Raw genomic sequence first — 26,077 nt, forward strand, 5'->3', positions numbered from 1 at the left:
AAGAGACAGTAGCATACGAGATTATTTTGAAAAATTTATTGAAAATTTCATAGTACCCTTCAGGGTACTTTTAAATAGATTTGATTAAGCCTGGATGTGGATTGAGCGATCGCTATTTTCAATGATACAGTTTACTGAACGAACTCAACTGTGCCATCCAAGTTTCTGTGAATAGTCAATGGCCATTAGTCAATAGTTAATGTTTTGACTATTGACTCTGGACTATTGACTCTGGAAATTAGCGAATACCGGGTCTTGGTACTATCGGATTTTCCACTGCTTGTCTATACTGTTCTACTTCCTCTGAGAAGCCAATAGGCAGAACAGCTTCAACGTTTTCATGAGGACGAGGAATGATCACCCAAGTTTCTAGGGTTCCACCATGAACCTGTTCTACAGCTGCTATACCAGCAGCTACAGCAGTTTTTACCTCTTGAATATCACCCCGCACATTAACTGTAAAGCGAGCGCTACCAGCTCTTATATATCCTACGAGGGTGACTCGACCAGCTTTCACCATCGCATCTGCTGCCGCCAACACGGCAGGAAAACCCTTAGTTTCAATTGATCCAACTGCCTGTAGTGGCATTGGTTATCTCCTATATCAGTAAATCGTATGTGGCGCTACCAACTAATTGTACGAAGGTTCCTACATATTTTATATAGGTTTATCATCTTGACTTTCCTGCATATTAGTGAAATGAACACTTTAGAATCGCGTCAGAAAATGCGGAACGGTTCTGATTTTTTGGTGAAATGGATAGGTAGAACGCTTTCCACATTCTCCGGAGGGTTAGGAACGATGTAGTGGGTGATGACCTTCCCGCCACTACCTTGAGCTTGTTTTCCAGCTTCTATACCTGCTTCAATAGCTCTTCTTACTTCCGCTACTTGTCCCCGGACGGCAACTACAAACTGAGCGCTTTCTGCTAGACCATAATATACAAGAGTAACTTCGGCAGTTTTTACCATCGCGTCTGCTGCTGCCAGTACAGCAGGAAAACCTAAAGTTTGAATTACTCCAACCGCCAATGGCATGGCTTGACTCTCCAAAAGTTCGGGCAGTGTGATATTTATTCTACGCGGCTTCACAACAGATGGAAATGGGGAATTGGGGATTGGGGATTGGGGATTGGGTAAAGGTTAAAGGTTAAAGGGTAAAGGAATTTATTAACCTTTAACCTTTCACGCCAGTCGCTACAACGGAACGGCAGGTGCTACCTGCGGAAGCCGCTGCGCGTCTACAAGTCGGCGAAGCGCAAGGGCGCACTGCCTCGGGAACCTCCAAGGGCGCTTACGCTCCCCTTTTCCCCTTCACCCTCTTGTTTTTCCGATGCCCGATGCCCCTTGCCTCTGGCATAGCTGCCTTCTTGTACTAGGCTAAAAATAAACTCTGACATGTGGAGGGTTCCAACATGACTGTGCAACTGGTGCAGCAGCTAAAATCACCGTCAGAAATGCCTGGCAGGTATGGTTTGCCATTCTTGGGTGAAGGTCTGGATTTGTTCCGGAACGAGGAACTTTTTTATTGGCAACACTACCGGCGCTATGGCCCGGTTTTCAAGACACGGATTTTGGGGCAAAATTTTGCTTTTTTGATTGGTTCTGATGCTAATCGATTAGTGTTGCAGGAGGTGGCAGATTGTCTTTCATCACACTTGGGTTGGGCTTTTTTGGAACCAATGTTTGGTAAAGCGATACTGTTGCAAGATGGGGCGGAACATCGTGTTAGTCGTCGCTTGATGTATCCAGTTTTTCATGGACGGGCGATCGCTTCCTACTTTGAGACAATCCAAAGTATTGTGCAAAACTTTCTCCAAGATTGGGGCAAGCGAGGCACTATTCCCTTAACTCAAGATTTTCGCCACCTCACCTTAACTGTTGCTAGCCGCTTGTTTCTAGGAAGTCAAACCGAGAGTGAAGTTGAGCAAACTAGTCAGTGGTTTACAACACTGGTTGCAGCACGATTGGCAATCTTGCGGTGGAATATGCCTTTTACTTTATATGGTCGTTCTCAGAAGGCGCGGCAGAAATTGCAGAATTTCCTGCGTAAAATCATTGCCAAACGCCAACGTCAAGAGAATTTGCAGGAGTCAAAGGACGTTTTGAATTTGCTGTTGTCGGCTACTGACGAACAAGGCAATCAGTTGAGCGAATCAGAGATAATTGACCAAGCGCTGTTTTTGTTGTTTGCTGGACACGAGACAACGGCTACGCTGATTTCTTGGGTGCTGTTTGAGTTAGGTTCTCATCCCGAATGGCGCGATCGCCTGCGTGAGGAATTAGATCGAGTCGTAGGAGATGCGCCTTTGCAAGTCGAACATCTCAAACAACTTCCCCAGATGACCAATGTTCTCAAAGAAGCAGAACGCCTTTATCCCCCAGTTTATGGCATTCCTCGTGGCGTGGTTAAAGATATCGAATATGCAGGCTATCGTATTCCTGCTGGTTGGTATGTGGATATTTCCCCGATGCTAACTCACCGATTACCAGAACTTTACACCGATCCTGACCGCTTCGATCCAGAACGCTTTGCACCGCCACGTGAAGAAGATAAAAAACATCCCTTTGCACTGGTAGGCTTTGGTGGAGGCCCTCATAGCTGCTTGGGCTTTGAATTTGCTCAAATGGAGATGAAAATTATTTTGGCGACACTGCTACGCCAGTATGACTGGACGGTGACACCAGTTCGCGAGACAATTGCGCCAGTACGCCAACCCTCAAAAATTCAGGACAAACTGCGGGCACACATTCAGCAACTGCGGCAGACAACAAGGTAAACTAAAATTTATGTTTCCTAGTTTTCTCTCAGCCGCCGTTGGGCAACTAACAGAATCTACCTCCGTTGCTCTAGCTCAAAGCATTGAACAGATAGCGATCGCTACTCCCCTGAGTTCCGAGCCAATTCTTACAACCTACGTGCGTAGGGGTAGTGGTGGTACGCCGTTACTGTTAATTCATGGCTTTGACAGTTCGGTTTTAGAATATCGTCGCCTCCTGCCATTACTTGCAGAACACAATGAAACTTGGGCAGTAGATTTGTTAGGTTTTGGGTTTACAAGCAGACCAAAAGGAATCAAGTTTAGAACTGCTGAAATCAAGACTCATCTTTATTATTTTTGGAAAACTCTGATTAACCAACCTGTCATTTTGGTAGGTGCTTCGATGGGGGGTGCAGCAGCGATTGATTTTACTCTCACTTACCCAGAATTAGTCAAAAAGTTAGTGTTAATTGATAGCGCCGGTTTGGTGGGAAGTTCACCGTTCATCAAATTAATGTTTCCACCGTTGGATTATTTCGCAGCTCAATTTTTGCGTAATCCCAAGGTACGCCAAAGCATTATTCGCGCTGCTTATAAAAACAAAAGCCTTGCTTCAATTGATGCTCAATTATGTGCAGGATTACATCTAGAATGTCCGGACTGGCATCAAGCTTTAATTGCATTTACAAAAAGCGGTGGTTACACTGCTTTTAGATTTAAGAAGTTGGGAGAAATTCAGCAACCAACACTGATTTTATGGGGTGATTCCGATAAAATTTTAGGGACTACGGATGCTAAGCGCTTTAAGAGGGCAATTCCCAACAGTAAACTCATCTGGATTCAAGATTGCGGTCATGTCCCTCATTTAGAACAACCGCAGATTATCGCCCAGCATATTTTAGAGTTTCGATCTGACTACTGATAGGAGATAACCAAAATCGGTATTGTCAATATACTTAGCATGGCTTTGTGTAAAAGCAGAGTAGCGATTTGAAACGCACGCCTGTAGCGGAGGTAAACGCAAAGGGGCGCAGAGTCTTGGTACAAAAATTTCGCGCGTAAACTTATGCAATATTGTACTTAGAAAGTTATGCTGAGGTTCTAGGGGCAGTTGGTAAAATTTGCGACCCATTAGGCTGCTCATCTGGGTACATAAGGATATTGGTGGTGGGAATAGAGTGACTAGTCTGTCGCCTTTCGATAGCAACTGCTACCTTGTTGGGTATGTGCAAGCACGAACGTGGTAAAAGTAATGTTAATTTGTGAAACTGATTGTGTCGTGAATGAAAAATAGTATCAATCTTTTCGGTTATCTGCGGAATATCAGGAAAAAGTTATACGAGTAAGTAACCAATACCTGTGCCAAATTATTGAATGAATAATAACACTGCGGTTAAGAATATCCTGATTTTGGCAGCGAACCCAAAAGGCACGAGTCCACTGCGTCTAAGCGAAGAATTGCGGGAAATTAAAGATGGGTTAAGACGACGGTCAAAAGCAGGCAATCAATTTTTGATAGAGTCGGCAGAAGCAGTACGCTACAGAGACATTCACCGCTCTATGTTGGATGTCGAGCCAGAGATTATCCATTTTTCCGGACATGGAATGAAAGAAGAAGGCTTGGTATTTGAGGATGAAATTGGACGGGCGAAGCCAGTAGATGCAGAAGCACTAGCTGGATTGTTTGAGTTATTTGCAGATCGCGTCAAGTGTGTAGTACTTAATGCTTGTTATTCAGAGATTCAAGCAAGGGCGATCGCTCAACATATTGATTATGTCATTGGCATGAGTCAGGCGATTGGGGATCGGGCTGCAATTGAATTTGCCGTTGGTTTTTACGATGCTTTAGGATCTGGAAAATCTGTTGAATTTGCCTATAAACTAGGCTGTAGAGTTATCCGAATCGCAGGTATTCCAGAGAATCTAACTCCTAAACTTCTAGCAAAGACAGAACTATCAAATACAACTAAGCAGATTCCTATATCCAATATCAATACAAAACCTTCGACTGATGGTTTGAGTTCTGAGTCGGGAATAGACTACACTCGGCTGCGAGAGCTATTGGCAGCGAGGAAGTGGAAACAAGCAGATCGGGAAACTGCGGATCTCATGCTCAAGTTAGCTGTTCGAGAAGAATACCGCTGGCTGAGAATAGAAGACATTGAAAAATTTGCCTGTCAAGACTTAAGCACCATTGACTCTCTGTGGGTAAAGTACAGTGATGGGTGCTTTGGCTTTAGCGTGCAAAAGCGCATTTGGCTGGAAGTTGGCGGCAAAGTAGATAGGGAAACAGAACTCCTATTGGGCGACCGCGTCGGCTGGCGTCACAAAGGCAAGTGGCTGGAATATTCCGACCTAACCTTTTCGCTCAATGCACCCAAAGGTCATCTGCCAATGCGCTTTGTTGGTATAACTCCAGCGAGATTAGAGTTACTTTCAGGCGTGGGGACTGGGGAAGGTGCTGTTCCTTGGTGTTTTGTTCCAAGCTTTCCCAAACCCTTTGGTTGGGTATGGTGTTGGGCTGGGCTTTGTTTGTTCGATCGCATTGAAACTTGTGAACTCTAATTTTGTATTTAGTTACAAGCATTGGCAGTTAAATATTTAGTTGTAAGGAGTCAAATAGATGAGTTCAAAAGACCAAAAAAAAGCATCGAATTACGATCAAAAATCTGAAGAGGGAAATGAGAATAAAAAGAAAAAAATCCCATGCTTTTTATCTATTTGATTACCGGGATGCTAACTGCGACTGCATTAGGTTCATCGGTCATTACTGCGGTAATTCTCAAACAGGGTATTCCGGTTACAGGAAATAACTCTACTGCCTCACCTACACCTAGTGTTGCCGAAACTCCTACTGTTACACCTATACCTAGTATTGCTGAAACTCCTACTGCCTCACCCACACCTAGTGTTACCGAAACCCCTACTGCTTCACTTACTCCCAGCGTTGCTCAAACTGCTACAACTGAGCCAGTTGAGAATGGTGTTTCTCTTTTAGATTTGGAATGTCTAAGTTCTACTCCTGGCGTTGAAAAACCTTTGGTAAAGCAACGTGAACCACAAAAAATTGCTATGGGTGGGGAAGTTTTATCAGAAATTGCTTATTTGAGGACTGAAGGTAGTTATCCCAATTCTTATATTTCTTCATTTAAGCCTGCTGCGGTATCATGTGCTCTTGACTCTAAGTTTCGACAATTAAATTTAGTTGTTGGTATAAATGGTCAAAATCGTTATGCTCCTCAAGGTGAGCAGATAGTTTTTGAAATAAGCCTAGATAATAAAGTAGTAGCTACAAATAATCTGAAAGTAACGACAAAGCAAGCTATAGGTATTGATGTTCAGAATGCTAAAAGTATTGGAATAAAGGCAACTTGTCTAGAGGGTTATTATTGTCCTTATGTTGGATTTGTAGAGGCGAGTCTACGTTAATCTAAAAAGTTATAGAATCAGCCGGATTTTTCAATTAAAAATCCGGCTTATGCTTTAGAGTCTGTGCTTTCGGAATTTGCGGTTACACTTTGCTTGTGTAAGTATGAAGATAAATCAAAAAATCACAAAAGACTAATTATCGCGGTTTCCAATTGAGTAGGGGCAATTCATGAATTGCCCCTACCCGCGTACCTCATTCAAACGAGAACCGCTATAATAACTTAATTAATAGAAATCGAAAATACCCAATCACGGTAATTAGGTTCTCGATTTTCTGTAATTGCTGTCAGTTTTTCCCTGAGTTTTTCAGTGATTGGTCTATGTTCTGATAAATAATAGTTTTCAATTCTGTTTACAGGAACAACTCTGGCTGCTGTACCGCAGAGAAATACTTCATCAGCAATCAAAAGCTCAGATTTATCTATAGGACGTTCGATGATTTGAATACCAAGGTCTTGAGCGATTTTGAAAACACTATCTCTAGTGATTCCTTCAAGAATATCCTGGTCAAATCCAGGGGTAAAAATTTGCCCATTCCTAACAATAAAAATATTCATCCCAGAGGCTTCACTGACTTTACCCTGAGCATTCATTAAAATTGCTTCGTCAAAGCCAGATTCAACTGCTTCTGTCTTGGCAAGAGAAGAAGTAATATAAGCTGCACTAATTTTCCCACGTAGTGGAAAACTCGCATCTTCTTGCCGACACCAAGAACTAATTCGACAACTTACTCCTTCTGGAGATAAATAATCGCCTAATTCTAATCCATAAATAGCGAAACTTTTATCGATATTATGCAGCCTTGGGGCAATTCCTAAATCTGAGGTGAAGACAAAAGGACGAATATAAAAGGAATTAGTTGGCTGATTTTTTTTTACAAATTCAACTATAGCTGCTTGAATTTTCTGGGCTGGTAAGTTGTAGTGCAGGAATTTCGCACTTTGACTTAACCTTTGACAGTGACGGTCTAATCTAAACAACAAAATTTGTGTAGGATCTTGCGGATCGGGAATACCTCGCATGCCACCAAATGCAAGCGTTCCATAGTGCAAAGCGTGGGTAGCAATGGAAATTGTTGCTTCTTGAAAAGGTACGAATTTATCTTGAAAGTAAGCGAATGGTAAAAAATTGTACATGAGCAATATTACAGACTGTATCTTTGGGTAATGGATTGTGAACTTAGCTCCCTCGCTTTGCTCAGGACGCTTGGCGTTTTAGATTTGGGATTGATGGCACAATCTCAAATCTAAATTTATCAGTCAAGTAACCACATTTGAGATGAATTATCCGCAGATTCATCAGGTTGTTTTGGTGGTAGTTTTTCTGTTGGGCGGTATGGAAGTTTTTCTGTAGCGCGGTATGATTTTCTATAGGTTATTGCTTGGGGTTTTTCTTTGTCTTTTTTCAAGGTATTAAGTTCTTCCGTGAGCTTGGAATTAGCTTCTGCAAGTTGCAGGGCTGCTTTTTTAGCTTCGTAAAGTTCTTGGGTGAGACGTTCTGCTAATACATCTTTTTCAGACAAAGCTGATTGCAGTTCGCTAACTTGCTGACTTAAATCGTCTTCGTTTTGCTTTGTTTGCTCTAGAGAAGCTTGCAATTTTTTCACTGTGGCTTCTTTTTCAGACAAAACTGATTGCAGACCACTAACTTTGTGTTGTAATTTCTCCTCATTTTGCTGTGCTTGTTCTAAAGAAGCTTGCAATTTTTTCACTGTGGCTTCTTTTTCAGGCAAAACTGATTGCAGATCGCTAAGTTTTTGCTGTAAATTGTATTCATTTTGCTGTGATTGTTCTAAAGAAGCTTGTAACTGTTTGACTGTAGCTTCTAAATCAGCTTTAGTTGGGTTTGCGCGTTTAGAGGTTGTTTGCTCGTTGACTTTAGTGTCAGATTCATCTGTGGTCGATGTACTGTCTTCTGCAACTTCCTCAGCAGTAACTTCAATTACATAATCACCTTCTGCTTCTGGGGATGAAATTTTTTGTGCTTCTTCTTGGATGACGTCAGAAAGACGTTTTCTGGTAGCCATTATTTTTATTTCCTCCAATCACGTTGTAATTCATCAGCCACACGGCGATAGTCTGACTGCGCCTCTCGTGCATTGTTACCTCGCCATTGAGTAATCGCCACACCTTCAAGTGCTGCTCGTTCGTGAGCCTTATATATACGAATAAAAGCTTTACAGGCGGGAATTCCTAACTGCATGAGAGTGTTTTGTGCTTCCAAAGCCTCCCCTAAACTCCGCGTATCTACTTTAGTCAAAAGCACCCGATGGGCAACTCCCACGGGAGTGACTGCTTCCCTGACAGTGTCAATGAGGACAGCTAAATCCATCGGTGCTGGCGGTGTGGGCAAAACTAAATAGTCTGCGATCGCCACTACCGCTGCTAAAGCTTCTGAGTGTAACGCCGGAGGCGTATCGACCACCACTAAATCGTATCCCTCTATCTTACGCAAACGAGCTAAAAGTTGGGGATCTGTCTCTTGAGATAGATCAAATCCCATTCCATCCTGACTACGCTCAAACCACCAACTAGCAGAACCTTGAATATCTGCATCTACCAAAAGAACCTTTTGTTGTTCCGCAAAGATTGCAGCAAGATTGATTGCAGTAGTTGTTTTAGCAACTCCTCCTTTACCGTTGAGGATAGCAATAATTCTTGGCACAAATTACTTCCGATGCTGTCTTCACCTGAATATACCGCGTTTCGTAACACAAAAAATATCTGAAATCGTCACAATAGAATCCAGAAGCGCTGATTAAAGATAAGTATTCATGACAGCAACTCTAAGCTTACCTGATGGGCCAAAAATGCCACGTTTTTTACGACTGATGAAATTCATATTTCAGCCTGTGCAATACGTGGAAGATTTTGCCAAAACCTACGGTGACACCTTCACCATCTGGGGACAAGATGATTCCCATATTGTCTACTTCAGCCAACCAGAAGCGCTGCAACAAATTTTTACTGCTGACTCCAATCATTTTGAGAGCGGCAGGGGAAACCAGGTTTTAAAATTTCTGCTGGGAACAAATTCTTTAACTCTCATGGATGGCGATCGCCACCAACGCCAACGACAACTATTAACTCCTCCTTTTCATGGAGAAAAGATGCGTGCTTATGGAGATGCTATCCGTGAAATCGCCCAATATGTTAGTAACCGATGGCAAACAGGCAAACCTTTCAATATCCGCGCCTCGATGCAAGAAATTTCCCTGCGCGCGATCTTGCGAGTAGTATTTGGTTTGGATGAGGGACAGCGTTTAGAAGAACTGCGGCAATTGCTTACTTCGGTGCTGGAATTTAGCAGTTCCCCCTTTATGTCCACAGCTTTATTTTTTAGCTTTTTAAGGACAGATTTTGGGGCTTGGAGTCCGTGGGGTCGATTTTTGCGCCTGCGCCAAAAAATCGATGAATTGATTTTGGCGCAAATTCGAGAACGTCGCCATGAATCTAATCAAAATCGCCAAGATATTCTGAGTTTATTGATATCTGCTCGTGATGTTAACGGTCAGTCAATGTCGGATGAAGAGTTGCGCGATGAATTAATGACGATGTTGGTGGCGGGACATGAAACCACAGCTTCGGCTTTGATTTGGGCTTTGTACTGGATTGATTGTTTACCACAGGTGCGGGAAAAATTACTACGAGAACTGGATACCCTTGGCGATCGCCCAGATCCGAATACAATTGCCAAATTACCGTACCTCACAGCTGTTTGCCAAGAAACCCTGCGGATTTATCCGATAGCCATGACTGCCTTTCCTCGGGTTGTCAAATCTCCAATCGAAATTGGCGGTTACAAACTGCCAGCAGGTACAGTCATTATCCCTAGTATTTACTTGGCGCACCATCGCGAAGAAGTCTACCCACAGCCAAAGCAATTTAAACCAGAACGCTTTTTAGAACGGCAATTTTCGACCTATGAATATTTACCCTTTGGTGGCGGAAATCGCCGCTGTATTGGTATGGCGTTTGCTCAATATGAAATGAAGATAGTATTGGCAACTATTCTGTCACGCTTTCAGGTGTCCCTAGTTGGCAAGCATCCCGTGCGTCCTGTCCGCCGTGGTTTGACTATAGCCACACCAGCAGGAATGCAGATGATTGCAACACCTCAGAAGAAGCATGTAAGTACGGTAGTAGCAGTTTAATTTACGCTCCCACGCCTTAAGGGACTTCCAAATAAAAAAACATCCCAAATTTTCTTGTGGGATGGGTGTCCCCACCCGTCCGATCTGAAGGGCGGGCAGGATGCCCACCCCACAATCCGGGATAATTTATTTCTTGGAAATCCCTAAAGGTGTGGAATTATTGTCTCATCGTGGTCAGGCTCGGTGACTTCTACCCTGCGGGAAGCCACCCTTCGGGTGTCAACAAGAAGTCACCGAATCTTGCAAGCCATCAAAGTTACCTTGGCAGACCACTAGAGTTGTGAGGTTTTATGATTTCATAAATGAATGAGGATTGCTATCTATCTTCCGTAATTAGGGTTCAAATTAGGGATGTGGCAAAACCAAATCAGACACGTGCATCGATGGCGCCGATTGGTATTTGGAGCTAGAACACGGGTAATAGCTTCATATGTTGTGCTGGTAGTATTCTCCACCGTTGTATCACTTTTAGCAATTCGTCGCATCCTCATTGCTCGTTTAGAACAGAATATTGAGAAATCTTTGGTTCAGGAGGTGGAGGAGTTTCGTCGCTTAGTTAAGGGACGAAACCCAATGACAAGTCAACCTTTTGGGAATAATGTTGCTGCTATATTCGATGTATTTCTAGCCCGCAACGTTCCTAATGACGATGAGTTTCTAATCGCAATATTAGACGGCAAATTCTACAAGTCCAGTCATACAGCAATTCCAGACTTTCTGAATCCTCCTACTAACTCAGAACTGATCAAGGTTTGGGCTAAACTCACTCAGCCAAAACGAGGTGAGTCAAACAGCACACACGGTACTATTCGCTATCTGGCAGAACCAGTCAACATTGGGGGAAAAACTCGTGGAGTGTTTGTGGTAGCACACCTCCCTGCTGATGCTTATGAAGAGGTGAATCAGGTTGTTGCGATTGTCGGAATTGTCGAGGGGATTATGGCTATTATTGCCTTAACCTCCGCAATTGCTTGGTTAGCAGCAGGAAAGATACTGATCCGCCTGCGCTTACTCAGTGAAACAGCCCGAGCGATTAGCGAGTACGATCTGACGCAACGCATTGCGATCCAAGGAAGCGACGAAATCACTGAACTTACAATCACCTTCAATGAAATGCTGGAACGGCTCCAGGCAGCCTTTGCCAGTCAACGAGACTTCATCAACGACGCAGGTCATGAACTGAGGACACCAATCGCCATTATCCTATGCTCTCTAGAACAACTCGAAGTTGATTCTCTAGAGCAACGTGAAATACTAGAATTAGTCTTCAGCGAGTTGGGGCGCATGAGTCGCTTGGTAGATGAACTCCTACTGCTAGCTAAGGCGGAGCATCCCAATTTTTTAAATATAGAAATTGTAGAAATCAGCTCGCTAACTGAGGAACTGTATGTTAAGGCAAGCACCTTAGCAGACAGAAATTGGTGTTTAGAAGCCAAGGGTTCGGGTCGTATCATCGCTGACCCCCAGCGTCTCACCCAGGCGGTAATGAACCTTGTCCAAAATGCGATCAAGCATACAACAGAGGGGGATACTATCGCTTTGGGAACTATCTTGACTAATGACCAGTTTCGTTTGTGGGTAAGCGATACAGGCGAAGGCATTACTCCCGATCGGCAAGAGCGGATTTTCCAGCGTTTTGTCCGAGGCGACAGTCATCGTCGTTCTGAGGGAGCTGGTTTAGGATTGGCGATTGTCAAAGCGATTGCTGAAGCTCACGGTGGTCGGGTGAAATTAGTTAGTCAACCAGGTTGTGGGTCTACCTTTACCATTATCATTCCCATTTAAACTTACCAAGGTTGAATTGGACTTTATGAATAAAATTCTCATCGCCGAAGACGAAATTCCCATTGCTAGCTTTCTGGAAAAAAGTCTGCGAGCAAATGGCTTCATGACCGCAGTAGCAAAGGACGGTGACGAAGCAATTCAGATGAGTTGCAGCCACAAATTTGATCTGTTAATTCTTGACCTCAGTCTTCCTGGTAAAGATGGCACACTTGTGATGGAACAGTTGCGAGGTCAGGGCGAACGACTGCCCATTATTGTTCTTACAGCTCGGGACGATATCAAGGACAAAGTTGCCGCACTGGAGGGCGGAGCCGATGACTACGTGACCAAGCCATTTCGTATTGAAGAATTACTTGCTCGGGTGCGCCTGCGGTTGCGCGATCGCCAAGTACATGAACCTGCACGCAAGCCAGAAGTAGTCCGAAAAGTCGGTAACATCGTCCTTGACTTGCCCAAGCGCCAAGTCAAAGTTGGCGATCGCACAGTTCAGCTATCAAACCGCGAGTTTATTCTCTTAGATACCTTTGTGCGCCACGCCGATCAAGTCCTCAGCCGGGAGGATCTTCTCAATTACGTTTGGGGCTACGACTATGACCGCTGCTTTAATGTTGTGGATGTGTATGTAGGATACCTGCGGAAGAAACTGGGCAATGACCTAATCGAGACCGTGAGAGGCATGGGCTATCAGCTGCGAATATAAGAAAGTTCTTATAAAGTTCTTATAATTTTCTCATGACCCAATATATAAATATCAAGTAAAGTTTGCTTTATAGTAGTTGTTTTTGTAAAGAATGCATAGTAAGGGTACAAAATTTTTTTACCCCTATGATATGTATTTCATCCAATACAAAACGGCTATAACTTCCTTATGTCACTCTCATGAAAGATAAAACTTTTCTGAATTTATTATCTGGTTGAAAATCCAAAAGGATTTGAATATTCTCTGTGAAAGTGACAAAAGAGGGATAAAAGTGAGTGATGACATTAAAACATGAAGACGGTCTTTAGACTTGTCAGTTAATAAGCTTTATTCACCTGAAACATAAATATGTCAGGGGCTTCATAATGGAAAATACTTGTTAGTTTAGATAGTTTTTCAAAAGGCTTGCTGTTCAAACAAAAGATTTGTCGCTATCTGAAACCTCAAGAAATTAGAAATTTCTGAATCTAAATTCTTGTGATGCGACAACTCTAATCAGTTTTTAGGACGATCGGATAAATTGTATTGCTACGAGCAATTGTGTTAAGATGTAACGCCTTAAAATTACACAATTGCTCGTGAGAGCCGTCATTTGTTCAAAGTCATTTGTCCTTGGTTATTAATGACCAATGACTAATGACTAATGACGATCTTAACGAAAAAAATGCAATATGTAAGCGCAACATCTTAGTCAATTTTTCAATTGCTTGGATCGCTCGCAAAAATATTTTAAGGAGCTTGAAATGGACAGCTCTTTCCATATTGATGATGCTGCCTTAGCAGAACTTTTGAAACAGGCTTTCAGTGGCACTGACAGAACATCTGTACCTGTGACCTGTGTCGGTTCTACCTATGTAGCACTGCGTCGACAAGGAGTTTTATTGCGTGATTACTGGCTCGATGATGGAGAACTATTTAGCGCATTGAGCAGCACTATTATCCCAGTCCTCTCTCAACCTGATTTTAAAGGAGTGGATACTATCGAAATGTGCCTGACTCATGACTATCATCGTGTTCCACTCCCAGAGTTTAAAAGTAAATTTCCAAACACTAAGATAGGTATTCGCGGCATTAAACTGCAATATCAATCGCACGTGGCTTTGTATAGCCCCACGCAAATGATTGCTCGTAACCTGACCTTCCAGCAGGTATTTGAGAGCTTTCTTGAGCTTGTGTCTATATCAGCACAAGCATTTGAGGAAAACGGGGGAATAATTGAGTCGTTCGAGGCAAAACAGGTACTAATTTCTCTTAATCACTCACCAAAAGTGGCGATCGTGTACCGGGGAAATCAGATTGTGCCATTGGAGACCATGTCGTATCAGACAATCTTAGATATGGCTCTTAGCATGGGAGAATGGCTGCTGCGAATGTGTGCTGAGGACGGACGCCTGATTGACAAATATTTGCCGAGCCAAGGCAAAGAATCAAATCGTTATAATATCACCCGCCAGTTTATGGCAACTCTGTGCTTAATTCGCTATGCCAAGTTTACAGGTCAACCTGCTCATCTTGCCCTAGCCGATCGCAACCTTAATTACAATCTGACGCAGTACGAACATCAAGGCAAGGCTAAACTTGGCGCAGCAGCGATCGCTGCTATAGCGATTATGGAACATCCAGACGGCGATCGCTATCGTGAAATTTTCCAGAGGCTATGTCAGGAAATAGAAGCATTGTGGCAACCGGATGGATCTTTGGGCACTTCCCAGGAGTTCCCTAAACGTAAGCAGCAAAACTTATACCCAGGACTAACACTCCTGTTTCGCGCATCTCTCTACAAAGCTAATCGCGATCGGCAAATATTAGAGCAATGTTGCCGAAGCTTTTTGTACGATCGTGAGTGGCATTGGGCTAATCCTCATCCAGCTTTTATTCCGTGGTACAGCGAAGCCTGTGCACTGCTGTTCGATGAGACAGGCTACCGAATGTTCCGGAATTTTGTTTTTGAGATGAATGATTGGCTGCTACCGATGCAGCAGTGGGATAACCAGCAATACGTCGATGCGCGGGGTCGATTTTACGATCCTACACAACCAGAATACGGTTTACCCAATGCCGCTGCAACGGGAAGTTATCTACAAAGTCTAGTCAATGCTTATCGTTTGGCAGTGCAAAATGATGAGACAGAACGAGCCAGAGCCTATAAATTGGCAATATGGCGCGGATTACGCAGCATTCGCCAGTTGCAATTTAAAGACGACGTGGATATGTTCTACATCCGGGAACGAGCAAAAGTTGAGGGCGCTGTCCGTAGGACTGTCTACGACAATACGATTCGCCTCGATAACGTCCAGCAAAGTCTGATGGCGATTCTCAAGCTTTGTCATCTACCAGAATTCACCAACTAAGCACCGCAACCGAGGAAAAGTTTTCGCTTGATCAATTGGTAAAGAAAATTGTGCTGTATCGCTACTTCAATTTAGAGAAGCAAGGTTTTGATCTATTCTGGAGTAGAAATAATCCAAAAAGCGCGGTGAATCATGGTTGTGAAGTTGCAGCGACCGATATTGGTGGGAGGTTTGGGACTTTCGTTTTCCCTGTGGATTTTACAAAGTTGGCACGATTCGATAGTGCAGCTGGGCGAATATAGTGTATTAAGCTTGTTGTTAATTGGCGGTGGTTTGTTGTTATTAAAGCAAAATCGCGCCAAAGACAATTCACAAGTGCTAGATAGTTTACCTGTAGATCGGGAAACTGTCGAAAATGCGATCGCCAAAGCTGAAGTCGTGATTAATCATTTAGCAGACGAAGCAGAGAATCACCAGGCTTTAGCAACATTGCGAGAAAAAATTCCCCAGTTGTACCAAGAGTTAGACAGGCAAGAAATTCATCTAGCTGTCACTGGCGGTAAATCGGTGGGTAAATCTACTTTAATTGAAGTTTTAAAGTCCAACTGGCGGCAAAATGTAGAGACGCGAAATTTCGCGTCTCTACAATTGCAAGAGACAGCGCCTTTATTTGCACAAGCAGGCGAAACATCAGATGCAACTGCGTTAACAAAAGCAAAGGCAACTGATTTTATTATGTTCCTGACAAACGGTGATTTGACAGATACAGAATTTCAAACCATACAACAGCTAAAAGCAGAAAATCACCGCTTAATGCTGGTGTTCAACAAACAAGATCAGTATTTAGTAGATGAACGCGCTAGCGTTTTGCTGTCATTAAAACAGCGGATACAAGCAAATGTTGTGGCAACTGCGGCCTCTCCCGTTCCCGTTAAAGTCCGCAAGTACAACGATGATGGTTCTGTGCAAGAGTGGATGGAACAACCAGCGCCGGATATCCAGCAATTAACGCAGGATTTGGGCGAAATTTTGGCACAGCAAGGACAGCAGCTGGTATGGGCAACGACGATGAGAAAGGCATTGTTGCTCAAAGCTGAAGCGAAAAACTACTTGAATGGAATAAGACGCGATCGCGCTAACCCAGTTATTGAACAATATCAATGGATAGCCGCCGCCGCCGCTTTCGCTAACCCAGTACCAGCCCTAGATATCCTGGCGACAGCAGCAATTAACGCCCAAATGATCGTCGATTTGGGTAATGTTTATCAGCAGAAATTTTCCCTAGAACAAGCAAAAAACGTAGCTGGGGAAATGGGGAGTTTAATGCTAAAACTGGGTTTGGTTGAACTTTCTAGTAAAGCTATTGGTACTGTTCTCAAGAGTCACGCTGTTACCTTTGTTGCTGGTGGTGCAGTCCAGGGTGTAAGTGCTGCCTATCTAACACGGTTAGCAGGGCTGAGCTTGATAGAATATTTCCAACAGCAGGAAGTAGCAGTAAATACTGCCACTGGCTTTAATGTTGAGAAACTGGGGCAAACCTTGCAAAAGGTATTTCAACAGAACCAGCAGGTTTCATTTCTGCAAGGCTTTGTCAAGCAAGGCGTGAAGCGTTTGTTGCCAGAAGTTTCTGAGGGTGAACTTGTTGGTGCCCAGAAGGCATTGGGGTAGTAACTTTGTGTCTTAGTGTCTTGGTGGTGAAAAAATTATTTTTGAACCACCAAGGCACCAAGTCACCAAGAAAAATCTATTTTTGCTCAATCTTTGATGCTACCAATTCTTTTACTTGCTCAAATAAATCTTGCGCCTGCGTTCGAGTGCTGGCAATTTTTTCTAAAAACTCCGCTTTTCTGTCTTCACTTAAAGATTGGGCATTAATAAGTATATTCCAAAGATTTGCTTCAACAGCTCCATAAAGAAGTGAACTACCTGCGCCTACATCGCTAACAACAAATCGATTTGAGAATATAGCAGCATCTTTTGCTAAACGTAAGCCTTCCAAAATGTTGGTGCAAGCATTGAGAGGCACTTCAATTGCTTTATTTGTTGCATCAGCAAGAGCTTTTTTTCTGGTGTTCTTTTCCTCATCGGTTGACTTCGGCAAAGAAAGAGCAGACATATACTCGTTGAAGCATTCAATATCTCCAATCGCCGAATTTTTGGCAGATTCCAGCATTGCTTCCAGCTTGCTGCTGAGTGCAAATATATTGTTGGACTCGTCAATATCCTTTCGCTTGGAAGAGATCCGCAACGCCATCAGAAGCAACCCAAAGCCCATGCTAGCACTTACGCACGCTACGGAACCTCCTCCCGGAGTCGGGCGATCGCTTGCTGTTTGAGTTATGAACTTTTGCAGAGGGGTTTCCCAAAGGGAGTCTGAACTGGGTTGTTGTTGAATTTCAATTGCTCTGATGAGGTTTTTAAAGATAAAAGCGGTCGTTACCGGGCCAACACCACCGGGAACGGGTGTATATGCTTGAAGAATTGTCGCAGTGGAAGTAACGTCTAAGTCTCCGCATAGCTTTCCGTCTAGTTCTGCAATTCCAGCATCAATAACTACTTGTCCCGGTTGCAAAACATTTCCATCTAATAATTTGGGCTTACCTGTTGCAGCAACTACTATTTCACAATCTTTCAGGGCATCTTTTAACGAAGCAGTCTGAGTATGGCAGATAGTCACTGTTGCGCCTCGATTTACTAGCATCGATGCGAGAGGACGGCCTACAGTTCGTCCTCGCCCCACAATTCCGACTTTTTTACCTTTGATGGGACAATAGGTTTCTAATAGTTGAATGCAGGCTTGTGGTGTTGCAGGTAAGATGGCGCTGTCTTCTTTACCGAGAGCAAGAAGACCCATATTATATGGATGTAGACCATCTACATCTTTGCATGGTTTCATTCTCAGTACAGCTTGCTCGCTGTCGATGTGAGATGGGAGGGGAAACTCCAAGATTATTCCATGTACGGATTGATCGTCAGCAAGCATCTGGAGGGTTTCATTCAAAGTTTCCTGACTGACATCTGGACTCAATTCGCTGTGAACAACTTCAATTCCCAAAGACGAGGCTGTTTTTTTCTTGGATTGAACGTAGCTGAGAACAGCGGAATCGGATGAACAGGAAACAACTGCCAGTTTCGGGTAAATGTTCGCTTCTTTGAGTTTGTTGACTTGAGTAGTAATTTCTTCCTTGATTGATTTGGCGATCGCATTTCCACGCAGTTCAATTGCAGATTGCACGAGAGTGTACCTCCAACAGTAAAGGGCTAGCAAAAGTAACAAAATTTCTCGTCAATAATTATGAAGTTTATCTTTCAAGATCCACGCTACGACTCCACCCATGTTGGATTGTTTGTTGCACATACCACAGGCGTTCTGTTAGGTCTTTAACAGCATCTAATATACGGACATTATGACCCCAAGGAATTTGTCCAACAAGCTGTTGGACAATTTGCTCTTCTGGATACGCCTCAGCAAAGGCTCTCATGTACATGAGATTAGTACGTGAAAAGCCTTTCATTTCCGGAAAAGCTTTTTGCAAATCCGCTGCAAGGCGGTTAATTACTTTTGCTCCCCAACCTTGCTGCTGCTGTCGCTGGAGAATGTCTCGTCCAATTTGCCAGTAAAGCAATGTTAGCTCTTTGTTGACTGCTAACGCTGCCCGCAGTTGAGCGTTGGAAATTTTAGTTTTTAATTCTAGCAGTAAGTCGTCATAACCAAGGATATCAGAGGCGCTGGTTTTTGATAGATCGGATTTACGGTCTTGAGGCATAAACCAGCAAATAGCAGCGAAAATATAGCGCTAATATACTTTAGTTTAAAGTCAGCAGTGTTGATTACATTTTGTAAAGAATAATGACAAGCGATCGCCATTCTATATTTTCATTTTTTGCTGGTTCAGGTTTTCTAGATTTAGGTTTTGAAACTAGTGATTTTAATATTGTTTATTTCAATGAAATCTATGCCTCTTTTCTAGAAGCATATCGGTTTTCACGAGCTAATTTAAACCTCCATTACCAGAATAAGAATATGGATATTGGATATCATCATGGAGAAGAAGCAGACGTAACTAAACTTACTGAAGCTATACAATCTATACACCTGCGCGAATTAGTAACAAACTGCCACAATTCTACTAATATAATAGGATTTATAGGTGGTCATCCCTGTCCAGATTTTTATATTAATAGTAAAAACAAACGTCTAAGTAGATCGGCACAATTAAAGTTAAATTGTGAAGACTGTCATTTGTCATTCGTCATTGGTAGGGGTTTCAGGTGTATTTACTTTTCGTAACTCGCGTTATGTTTGATCGCTGCATAATTATGTGCGATCGCCCAGATGAGTTAAGTGGACAAAAATAAAATTTCCTTTGTAAAGTAATGTAAAATATTGTGTTTTTTTCCCATTCTCTATTCCCAACCTTTACGAGTCGTACTTAACTCATTGTCATTTAGCCACTTATCTGCTTGATGTTAAGTAAATTACCTCACTATAATAATGTGTTATTTGTAGCTGTAACCAATAAAACTAAGCAATGGGTCTATGTTTAAGAGAAAATGCTAGGAATTGTGGATTAATTTATTAAAATAGTCTTAAATTTTTATAAAGGTTTATAATCAATTACTAGTAAGAGAGACGATGGCAGCAGAGTATCCAGACATTGATATTGCGCCATATATAGATCACACCCTGCTGATACCAACGGCTACAAGCGAGCAGGTTGAGCAATGGTGTGAAGAAGCAGAGAGATTTCAATTCGCAGCAGTTTGCGTATATCCAGCTTACGTGAGGCAAGCTGCCGAACTCCTCCACGGTAAAAAGCCGAAAGTTTGTACTGTGATTGGCTTTCCCACTGGAGCGACGACTTCAGCAGTTAAGCTGTACGAAGCCCAAGAAGCAGTAGAAAATGGCGCTACTGAGTTGGATGTAGTCATAAACTTAGGTTGGTTGATCGCTGGCAAAACTGATGAGGTGCATAAGGAAATCGCTGAAATTTGTGAGGAAACAGGGCAAACGGTAAAAGTAATTTTGGAAACCAATCTCCTGACGGATGCTCAGAAGCGACTAGCTGCGGAAATATGTATGGATGCAGGGGCGTCGTTTCTTAAAACCAGCACGGGTTGGAACGGAGGTGCAACAGTAGCGGATGTGCAACTTCTTTATGAAGTTGCCCGAGACAGAGCAGCAATTAAGGCATCAGGAGGTATTCGCACAATTGACCAAGCTCTAGACTTAATTATGGCTGGTGCTACGAGATTGGGCACTTCTCGCGGTGTCGATTTGCTAAGGCAGCGCGATACCCTGGAAAAGAGTAAGTAATCATTTGTCATCTGTCCTACCCTACGGGAAGCCGCCCGGAGGGTGTCTACGTCCTTTGTCCTTTGTAATGACCAATGACTAATGACTAATGACTAATGATCAATGACTAATGACTAATGAGTAGAACTTATAAAGCAACTGGAATTAATTTGAAAACACAGGCTTTTGGCGAATCGGATCGGCTAGTGACAATTTTGACACAGGAGTTTGGTCTGATTCGGGCGATCGCACCTGGTTCTCGCAAGCATAACTCCAGCCTTGGTGGTAGGAGTGGGACGTTTGTAGTAAATGAGTTATTGATTGCCAAAGGGCGATCGCTAGATAAAATTACGCAAGCACAAACAGTAAAATCTTATCCCGGTCTTGCTAAGGATTTGGTCAAATTGGCAGCTAGTCAGTACTTGGCAGAGATAGTACTGTGTCAGGCTTTAAGCGAACAACCTCAAACAGAACTGTATGAGTTACTTAACGAACATCTGAGACGCTTAGAAGCTTTACCCAGTGCAAACACGTATAGTGTAATGGCGCATCTGACACATGGACTATTTCAGCTTTTGGCTTTAGCTGGACTGACGCCGCAAGTACAGATGTGTTGTTTATCCGGACGCCCCTTAAAACCCGATTTTACAGACCCTAACTGGGTAGTAGGATTCAGTATTAGTGCTGGTGGAACGATTTGTTTAACAGCTTGGGAACACGTGAAGAAGGAGGGGGAGGTGGGAAGATGGGAAGGTGGGGAGAACCATCACCCCATCACCCCATCACCCCATCACCCCAACCCTAAGGTAAAGCATCCTACAGGTGTCTACACCCCATCACCCCAAAGCGTCGGCTACGAAACCATTATTCATCGCCAAGAAATACCGGTACTTTCCAAACGCCTGAATGCTCAAGAATTGAATATACTCCAGCAGCTGTCGCAATCAGAGATAATGCAAGATGCAGCCAGAGAAGATGACTGGTTATCTGTTGAGCAAATTTTGCGTCAGTATGCTCAGTATCAATTTGGTCGCCCCATTCGCTCTGCTGCCTTGATAGATTCTTATTTTGCTGCTAAACCATGATGCAACCGTCTGATTTGGATACAAAAATCCTGCCACTGTCACCAAGCCATGCCAAAAAACAGAATAGGGCATCAGCGCCTAAATTACAAAATCACCTAAGTGCAGTTCCCAAGTCAACACCCAGTAAAATCTATCCTCAAGAAATGTCTAAACAAGACTTTTCTAGAGATGAACAAAACTGGACACAGGAATCACCAACCAATGTTAAAAAATCTGACTCTAGTGAAGCAAAGGGTCTGACTTCGCCAGTAGTAACTGCTGCTGTACCGGAAAAAATGGCTCAAGAAAAGTCTGGTGCAGATGGCGGTGGAGCAGCATCAAGTGATATACAAGAACGTGGGTTTTGGCCTGTATTAAAAAACCCCAATTTTTTGGCTCTTTGGGGTGGTCAAGTTTTTTGCCAATTGGCAGATAAAGTGTATTTGGTGCTGATGATTGCCTTGATTAATTCTCATTTTCAGATGGGCGATCGCACGATTAGCGCTTGGGTATCAGCATTGATGATGGCTTTTACCATTCCCGCCGTACTGTTTGGTTCTTTGGCGGGTGCATTTGTAGACCGCTGGTCGAAAAAAATTGTACTAGTGGGAACGAATATTTGGCGGGGTATTCTAGTTTTGATTATTCCCCTGCTACTATGGCTAACTCAAAATTGGCAACCGATCGGAGTTTTGCCTGTCGGTTTTGTCATCATTCTGGGAGTAACTTTTCTAGTTTCAACACTGACACAGTTTTTTGCACCAGCAGAACAAGCAGCAATTCCCTTAGTGGTGAAAGACAAGCACTTACTTTCGGCAAATTCTCTTTACACAACAACAATGATGGCATCGGTGATTGTGGGATTTGCCATTGGTGAACCACTTTTGGCTGCGGCCGATCGCCTTTGGTTGCTACTTGGTGGAAACGACGGACTCGGAAAAGAAATAGTCGTGGGTGGTAGTTATGCGATCGCCGGACTGATTTTATTGCTCTTGGTAACAAACGAAAAACCCCATGCAGCCGAAAAAGAATCTCCACATATCTTTGCCGATCTGCGGGATGGATTGCGCTATTTAGGGAAAAATTATCGGCTTCGCAGTGCCTTGATTCAGTTAATTATCTTATTTTCTGTATTTGCTGCCTTAACAGTTCTCGCCGTTCGCATGGCAGAAATAATTCCCAGCTTGAGGGCAGAACAGTTCGGTTTCTTATTAGCATCTGGAGGTGTTGGCATTGCTGTTGGGGCAATGATGTTAGGTCTGTTCGGTCAACGCTTCTCCTATAGCCAATTGAGTCTACTTGGTAGTGTGGGTATGGTAGCATCCCTAATTGGTCTATCAGTCTTTACGCAACAGCTATGGATTGCCCTGCTACTAGTAATGCTTTTGGGAATCTTTGGGGCGTTAGTAGGAATACCAATGCAAACTGCGATTCAAACAGAAACACCTCCGGAAATGCGTGGTAAAGTGTTTGGTTTGCAGAACAATGTCATTAACATTGCTCTGAGTTTACCCTTAGCATTAGCAGGTGTAGCAGAAACCTTTGTGGGATTGCAGGCAGTATTTTTGGGATTGGCGGCGATCGTCTTTTTGGGTGGTCTATTAACCTGGTATGTTTCCATCCCGGATGAAAATTAATATATAGCTACGCTGTTTTCCATAGCTAAAACCTGAATAAAAATTTGAGCTATACCCTACCAGATCTAGATATCCAAATTGTTTTTATTGCCTTGGCATCATGATTCAGATATACACGAAAAAGAAATATTTCGTGGTAAGCTGATGTGGATGGTAAAATATTGCACAATTTCTGCCAGGTATCATTATCATGCCTGCAAGAGCTAGACGCAATTTCCAGCGTCTAGTCAGCTTGTTACCAAATCATTCTTAATTAATCACTGATAAATAAAATAAATTAAGTCAATTAATACATTGGTTTAGCAAAAAATTAAAATTTTTTGTTTGAAGTCGATACTGGCTGTATTTTATGATAAGCATTGGGTCAGAAAGTCCGCATTGACAAAAAACAACAAAAAAAGACAAAAAGCTGATAGATTAAACCCGCTTTCCTATTTCCTAAATAGTTAATAAAGAATGCGTATAGCTTGGATCGGAAAAAAATCACCCTTTTGTGGCAACGTAACCTACAGTCGAGAAATTACAAATGCTTTATTAGAGCGGGGACACCAAGTTAGCTTCCTGCATTTTGCTCAAGAAGAAACCCAACTCGATAACTGGCCAAATTGTCCAGAAGTTCCCCTACCCTTCATTTACAAGTCCCAGGTTTACACTATTCCCACTTTCAAAGCGACTAAGGTCTTAACCCAGTCGCTGCGACGTATCAAACCCAATATAGTTCATGCTTCTCTCACTCTCTCTCCCTTGGACTTTGTTCTGCCAGAAATTTGTGAGGAGCTAAATTTGCCGTTAATTGCCACTTTCCATACACCATTTGCAGGTAAAGGGGCAAAGCTGGTATCGGGAACACAACTTTTGGCTTATCAACTCTACGCACCTTTTTTAGGTAATTACGATCGCGTGATTGTATTTTCCCAAATTCAACGCGAATTGTTGGCACGTATGGGTGTACGGTCAGAAAAGATTGCTGTAATTCCCAATGGTGTAGATGTTACTAAGTATTCTCCTGGTATTTCTCAAGTTAAAGCAGAATTTGATGCCGATCGCTTGTTTGTTTACCAAGGGCGGTTAGCTCCAGAAAAAAACGTCGAACCCCTCCTCCGCGCTTGGAAGCAGGCAGATATGGGTTCAGAAAGCAAGTTGCTGATAGTTGGCAATGGCCCTTTGAAACCTTCTTTGGAACCGTTTTATAATTCTGAACACGGCATTCATTGGTTAGGATTTGTGGCTGATGAAAACCGCCGCATCGAAATTTTACGTGGTGCAGATGTATTTATATTACCTTCGCTAGTAGAAGGTTTATCTTTGTCTTTATTAGAAGCAATGGCCTGTGGAATAGCTTGTTTAGCAACTGATGTGGGTGCTGATGGAGAAGTATTAGAAAAAGGAGCAGGTGTAATTTTGAATCCGAAGACAGTGCGGCCCCAACTTAGAACCCTCTTGCCATTGTTCCGCGATCATCCTGAGTTAACAACCCTGCTAGGGCAAAAAGCCAGAAAGCGGGTGTTAGAACGCTACACCCTTAGCAGTAATATTACTCAATTGGAACTGCTATATGAAGAAGTGATCCGACAGCAGCGTGTACAGCTAAGTTGGGGAGCGTAGAAGAAAATGGAGGGAGGGGGAGACGCACCTGATGCGGAGAGTTGTTATTCACCACGTCTAGTAGTCTGCCACAAAGATTTTGACAGGCTAAGGAAGTTTGTAGTAAGCACGCTTGCTGCTTAAATGAGAGCTAAAGCCCTCACTACAAACCTATCAAAATTAGTGTGGTGGAGTACTGACATCTTCTCCACTCCTCTTTATTATTTTGCTGCTTGTATAAAACTACAGATGTCTTAACACCAGCGATCGCAGCATCTCTAGCAAGTTTGAGGCTAGTGAGCGATCTCAACGAGAGATTTATATAGCTTATCCTACCGATCGCCATTTATCTCCCAAAGTTCGCGCCTTTGTTGATTTTGTTATGGAGAAAGTGACTCCACATCCACCTGGGCTTGCCTACAACTAGAAATGCAATCAAAAATAAACGCTCAGCCTATTAAGCTTATAGGGAGAGCGTTTGATAATAGTAATGCGTGTTGCTTCTTAACGGGTTTATAAGTTTTTAACAGGTTTTAACCAAGCATAAGTTTCTTAACCTCCATTAACAAAAATCGCATACGCCATAGCTCAAATAGCTTTTCTTGATAAAATCTCAAATCTGGATCATCTATCCAATCACCTGTATGAGTAGCTCGAATCAACGCAGCTTGGCTATCTGTCGGTTCACCAAATAAATCTAATAGAGCAGTTAACTGACGGTAAGCTTCTATTCCAGGGGAGTGTAAACCAATCCCATCCCTCATCTGATCTATAGCCTTGTAGGGAAATCTGGATAGAGTATGTATCCATGCTTGGTGATTACGATAGCTTCCAATTGGCTGAATACCGTACTTTTTACCTAGTGCTTGCAACTCCTCTAGGCTTTTGTTTTGAAGTTTTGAACGTGGCATCATAATAGACGTTTACTTTTACTAAGCAGCTGCTAGCTGGCAACTAGCAGCTAAAAGTGATAAGTATGATATTTGCACGAATAACACACTTATCACTTCTACCACGAGTAGAGCGTTTATCGCTAAAAATGATTTATGTGGGAAAAGAGATATATAGAATGTCAAAAAAAGAGCAATACCGAATTACCATAACTCTTAGTAAAGATTTATATTTACAACTAGACGAGAGAGCTAAGAAAGAAGAAAGAAAACTTGCTAATTTGGGACTATACCTTTTAAAACTCGGACTTGAATACGAGAAGCAGCAAAGTTCTCAAGGAGAAGTTGAGAGCTAAGACAGGGGTATAACAAAAGGCAAAGTCAAGGGGAGTAGTAACACTCAACTCACTTAAGAAAGCTCAAACTTTCCAACGAAGTGGTACTTTTTAACAGCCATCTCAGCTAGATCCCAACTTAGGCGAAACT

The 26,077-nt window shown here is 42.8% G+C and carries 24 protein-coding genes and 1 pseudogene; 15 read left to right on the forward strand and 10 right to left on the reverse strand.

Going from position 1 to position 26,077, the window contains the following annotated elements; all coding sequences use genetic code 11:
* Positions 1 to 238: 238 nt before the first annotated feature.
* The 3 genes from FIS9605_RS0120955 to FIS9605_RS42905 form a co-directional block, all read right to left on the reverse strand.
* On the reverse strand, positions 239 to 589 hold the full coding sequence (locus FIS9605_RS0120955) for a carbon dioxide-concentrating mechanism protein CcmK (protein WP_026734341.1): 351 nt from the start codon (positions 587 to 589) through the stop codon (positions 239 to 241).
* Positions 590 to 720: 131 nt separating this feature from the next.
* Positions 721 to 1,038 (reverse strand): carbon dioxide-concentrating mechanism protein CcmK, encoded by a 318-nt coding sequence (locus FIS9605_RS0120960; RefSeq protein WP_026734342.1) that lies wholly within the window; start codon positions 1,036 to 1,038, stop codon positions 721 to 723.
* A 203-nt stretch (positions 1,039 to 1,241) separates the two neighbouring features.
* Positions 1,242 to 1,400 carry a hypothetical protein gene (locus tag FIS9605_RS42905; protein WP_155960477.1) on the reverse strand — a complete coding sequence of 53 codons (159 nt, stop codon included), beginning with the start codon at positions 1,398 to 1,400 and terminating at the stop codon, positions 1,242 to 1,244.
* Positions 1,401 to 1,415: 15 nt separating this feature from the next.
* Here FIS9605_RS42905 and FIS9605_RS0120970 point away from each other — a divergent pair, with 15 nt between their 5' ends.
* The 4 genes from FIS9605_RS0120970 to FIS9605_RS0120985 all read left to right on the forward strand — a co-directional run bounded on the left by FIS9605_RS0120970 (position 1,416) and on the right by FIS9605_RS0120985 (position 6,191).
* Positions 1,416 to 2,780, forward strand: coding sequence for a cytochrome P450 (locus tag FIS9605_RS0120970; protein WP_026734343.1), 1,365 nt, complete (start codon positions 1,416 to 1,418; stop codon positions 2,778 to 2,780).
* Positions 2,781 to 2,790: 10 nt separating this feature from the next.
* The gene (locus tag FIS9605_RS0120975) at positions 2,791 to 3,684 is read left to right on the forward strand and encodes an alpha/beta fold hydrolase (protein ID WP_026734344.1); all 894 of its coding nucleotides are present in this window, start codon (positions 2,791 to 2,793) and stop codon (positions 3,682 to 3,684) included.
* A 452-nt stretch (positions 3,685 to 4,136) separates the two neighbouring features.
* Positions 4,137 to 5,327 carry a GUN4 domain-containing protein gene (locus FIS9605_RS44250; protein WP_051470088.1) on the forward strand — a complete coding sequence of 397 codons (1,191 nt, stop codon included), beginning with the start codon at positions 4,137 to 4,139 and terminating at the stop codon, positions 5,325 to 5,327.
* Positions 5,328 to 5,468: 141 nt separating this feature from the next.
* Positions 5,469 to 6,191: an NPCBM/NEW2 domain-containing protein gene (locus FIS9605_RS0120985; RefSeq protein WP_026734345.1), complete on the forward strand. Its 723-nt coding sequence runs from the start codon at positions 5,469 to 5,471 to the stop codon at positions 6,189 to 6,191.
* Positions 6,192 to 6,412: 221 nt separating this feature from the next.
* Here the strand turns inward: FIS9605_RS0120985 and FIS9605_RS0120990 are convergent, their stop codons facing one another.
* The 3 genes from FIS9605_RS0120990 to FIS9605_RS0121000 form a co-directional block, all read right to left on the reverse strand.
* On the reverse strand, positions 6,413 to 7,327 hold the full coding sequence (locus tag FIS9605_RS0120990; protein WP_026734346.1) for a branched-chain amino acid transaminase: 915 nt from the start codon (positions 7,325 to 7,327) through the stop codon (positions 6,413 to 6,415).
* Between the two features lie 119 nt (positions 7,328 to 7,446).
* A complete protein-coding gene (locus FIS9605_RS0120995; protein ID WP_026734347.1) occupies positions 7,447 to 8,217 on the reverse strand; it encodes a hypothetical protein in 771 nt (256 codons plus the stop codon).
* Positions 8,218 to 8,222: 5 nt separating this feature from the next.
* Complete coding sequence (locus FIS9605_RS0121000; RefSeq protein ID WP_026734348.1) at positions 8,223 to 8,855, reverse strand: ParA family protein; 633 nt, start codon at positions 8,853 to 8,855, stop codon at positions 8,223 to 8,225.
* Positions 8,856 to 8,964: 109 nt separating this feature from the next.
* On the opposite strand from FIS9605_RS0121000, the gene FIS9605_RS0121005 reads away from it, so the two are divergent.
* From FIS9605_RS0121005 to FIS9605_RS0121025, 5 genes are all read left to right on the forward strand, one after another.
* Entirely contained in the window at positions 8,965 to 10,344 is a 1,380-nt protein-coding gene (locus FIS9605_RS0121005) for a cytochrome P450 (protein ID WP_026734349.1), read from the forward strand.
* 375 nt (positions 10,345 to 10,719) lie between these two features.
* Positions 10,720 to 12,129 (forward strand): sensor histidine kinase, encoded by a 1,410-nt coding sequence (locus FIS9605_RS0121010; protein WP_231510408.1) that lies wholly within the window; start codon positions 10,720 to 10,722, stop codon positions 12,127 to 12,129.
* Positions 12,130 to 12,154: 25 nt separating this feature from the next.
* Entirely contained in the window at positions 12,155 to 12,829 is a 675-nt protein-coding gene (locus tag FIS9605_RS0121015; protein WP_026734351.1) for a response regulator transcription factor, read from the forward strand.
* Positions 12,830 to 13,572: 743 nt separating this feature from the next.
* On the forward strand, positions 13,573 to 15,180 hold the full coding sequence (locus FIS9605_RS0121020) for a hypothetical protein (protein WP_026734352.1): 1,608 nt from the start codon (positions 13,573 to 13,575) through the stop codon (positions 15,178 to 15,180).
* Positions 15,181 to 15,312: 132 nt separating this feature from the next.
* Positions 15,313 to 16,788, forward strand: coding sequence for a YcjF family protein (locus tag FIS9605_RS0121025; protein WP_026734353.1), 1,476 nt, complete (start codon positions 15,313 to 15,315; stop codon positions 16,786 to 16,788).
* A gap of 76 nt (positions 16,789 to 16,864) precedes the next feature.
* On the opposite strand, the gene FIS9605_RS39910 is transcribed toward FIS9605_RS0121025, so the two are convergent.
* Both FIS9605_RS39910 and FIS9605_RS37685 read right to left on the reverse strand, forming a co-directional pair.
* Entirely contained in the window at positions 16,865 to 18,355 is a 1,491-nt protein-coding gene (locus tag FIS9605_RS39910) for a cyclodeaminase/cyclohydrolase family protein (RefSeq protein WP_051470089.1), read from the reverse strand.
* A 67-nt stretch (positions 18,356 to 18,422) separates the two neighbouring features.
* Complete coding sequence (locus FIS9605_RS37685; protein ID WP_082209810.1) at positions 18,423 to 18,887, reverse strand: DUF1016 N-terminal domain-containing protein; 465 nt, start codon at positions 18,885 to 18,887, stop codon at positions 18,423 to 18,425.
* Positions 18,888 to 18,970: 83 nt separating this feature from the next.
* Here FIS9605_RS37685 and FIS9605_RS0121040 point away from each other — a divergent pair, with 83 nt between their 5' ends.
* The 5 genes and pseudogenes from FIS9605_RS0121040 to FIS9605_RS0121060 all read left to right on the forward strand — a co-directional run bounded on the left by FIS9605_RS0121040 (position 18,971) and on the right by FIS9605_RS0121060 (position 24,722).
* Positions 18,971 to 19,411: a DNA cytosine methyltransferase gene (locus FIS9605_RS0121040; protein ID WP_026734354.1), complete on the forward strand. Its 441-nt coding sequence runs from the start codon at positions 18,971 to 18,973 to the stop codon at positions 19,409 to 19,411.
* Positions 19,412 to 19,756: 345 nt separating this feature from the next.
* Entirely contained in the window at positions 19,757 to 20,437 is a 681-nt protein-coding gene (gene deoC / locus FIS9605_RS0121045; protein WP_026734355.1) for a deoxyribose-phosphate aldolase, read from the forward strand.
* 116 nt (positions 20,438 to 20,553) lie between these two features.
* Positions 20,554 to 21,514, forward strand: a pseudogene (gene recO / locus FIS9605_RS0121050) (DNA repair protein RecO).
* On the forward strand, positions 21,498 to 23,117 hold the full coding sequence (locus FIS9605_RS0121055) for an MFS transporter (RefSeq protein WP_026734357.1): 1,620 nt from the start codon (positions 21,498 to 21,500) through the stop codon (positions 23,115 to 23,117). Before recO ends, FIS9605_RS0121055 begins: the two are co-directional and overlap by 17 nt.
* Before the next feature lie 456 nt (positions 23,118 to 23,573).
* Positions 23,574 to 24,722, forward strand: coding sequence for a glycosyltransferase family 4 protein (locus FIS9605_RS0121060; protein WP_026734358.1), 1,149 nt, complete (start codon positions 23,574 to 23,576; stop codon positions 24,720 to 24,722).
* A gap of 142 nt (positions 24,723 to 24,864) precedes the next feature.
* Here FIS9605_RS0121060 and FIS9605_RS37690 read toward each other — a convergent pair whose 3' ends face one another.
* A complete protein-coding gene (locus tag FIS9605_RS37690) occupies positions 24,865 to 25,047 on the reverse strand; it encodes a hypothetical protein (protein WP_035139986.1) in 183 nt (60 codons plus the stop codon).
* 187 nt (positions 25,048 to 25,234) lie between these two features.
* Complete coding sequence (locus FIS9605_RS0121065; RefSeq protein ID WP_026734359.1) at positions 25,235 to 25,615, reverse strand: hypothetical protein; 381 nt, start codon at positions 25,613 to 25,615, stop codon at positions 25,235 to 25,237.
* Between the two features lie 155 nt (positions 25,616 to 25,770).
* On the opposite strand from FIS9605_RS0121065, the gene FIS9605_RS0121070 reads away from it, so the two are divergent.
* Positions 25,771 to 25,947 carry a ribbon-helix-helix domain-containing protein gene (locus FIS9605_RS0121070; RefSeq protein ID WP_197036101.1) on the forward strand — a complete coding sequence of 59 codons (177 nt, stop codon included), beginning with the start codon at positions 25,771 to 25,773 and terminating at the stop codon, positions 25,945 to 25,947.
* Positions 25,948 to 26,077: the final 130 nt, after the last annotated feature.

Source organism: Fischerella sp. PCC 9605, assembly GCF_000517105.1.
Taxonomy (GTDB): Bacteria; Cyanobacteriota; Cyanobacteriia; order Cyanobacteriales; family Nostocaceae; genus PCC9605.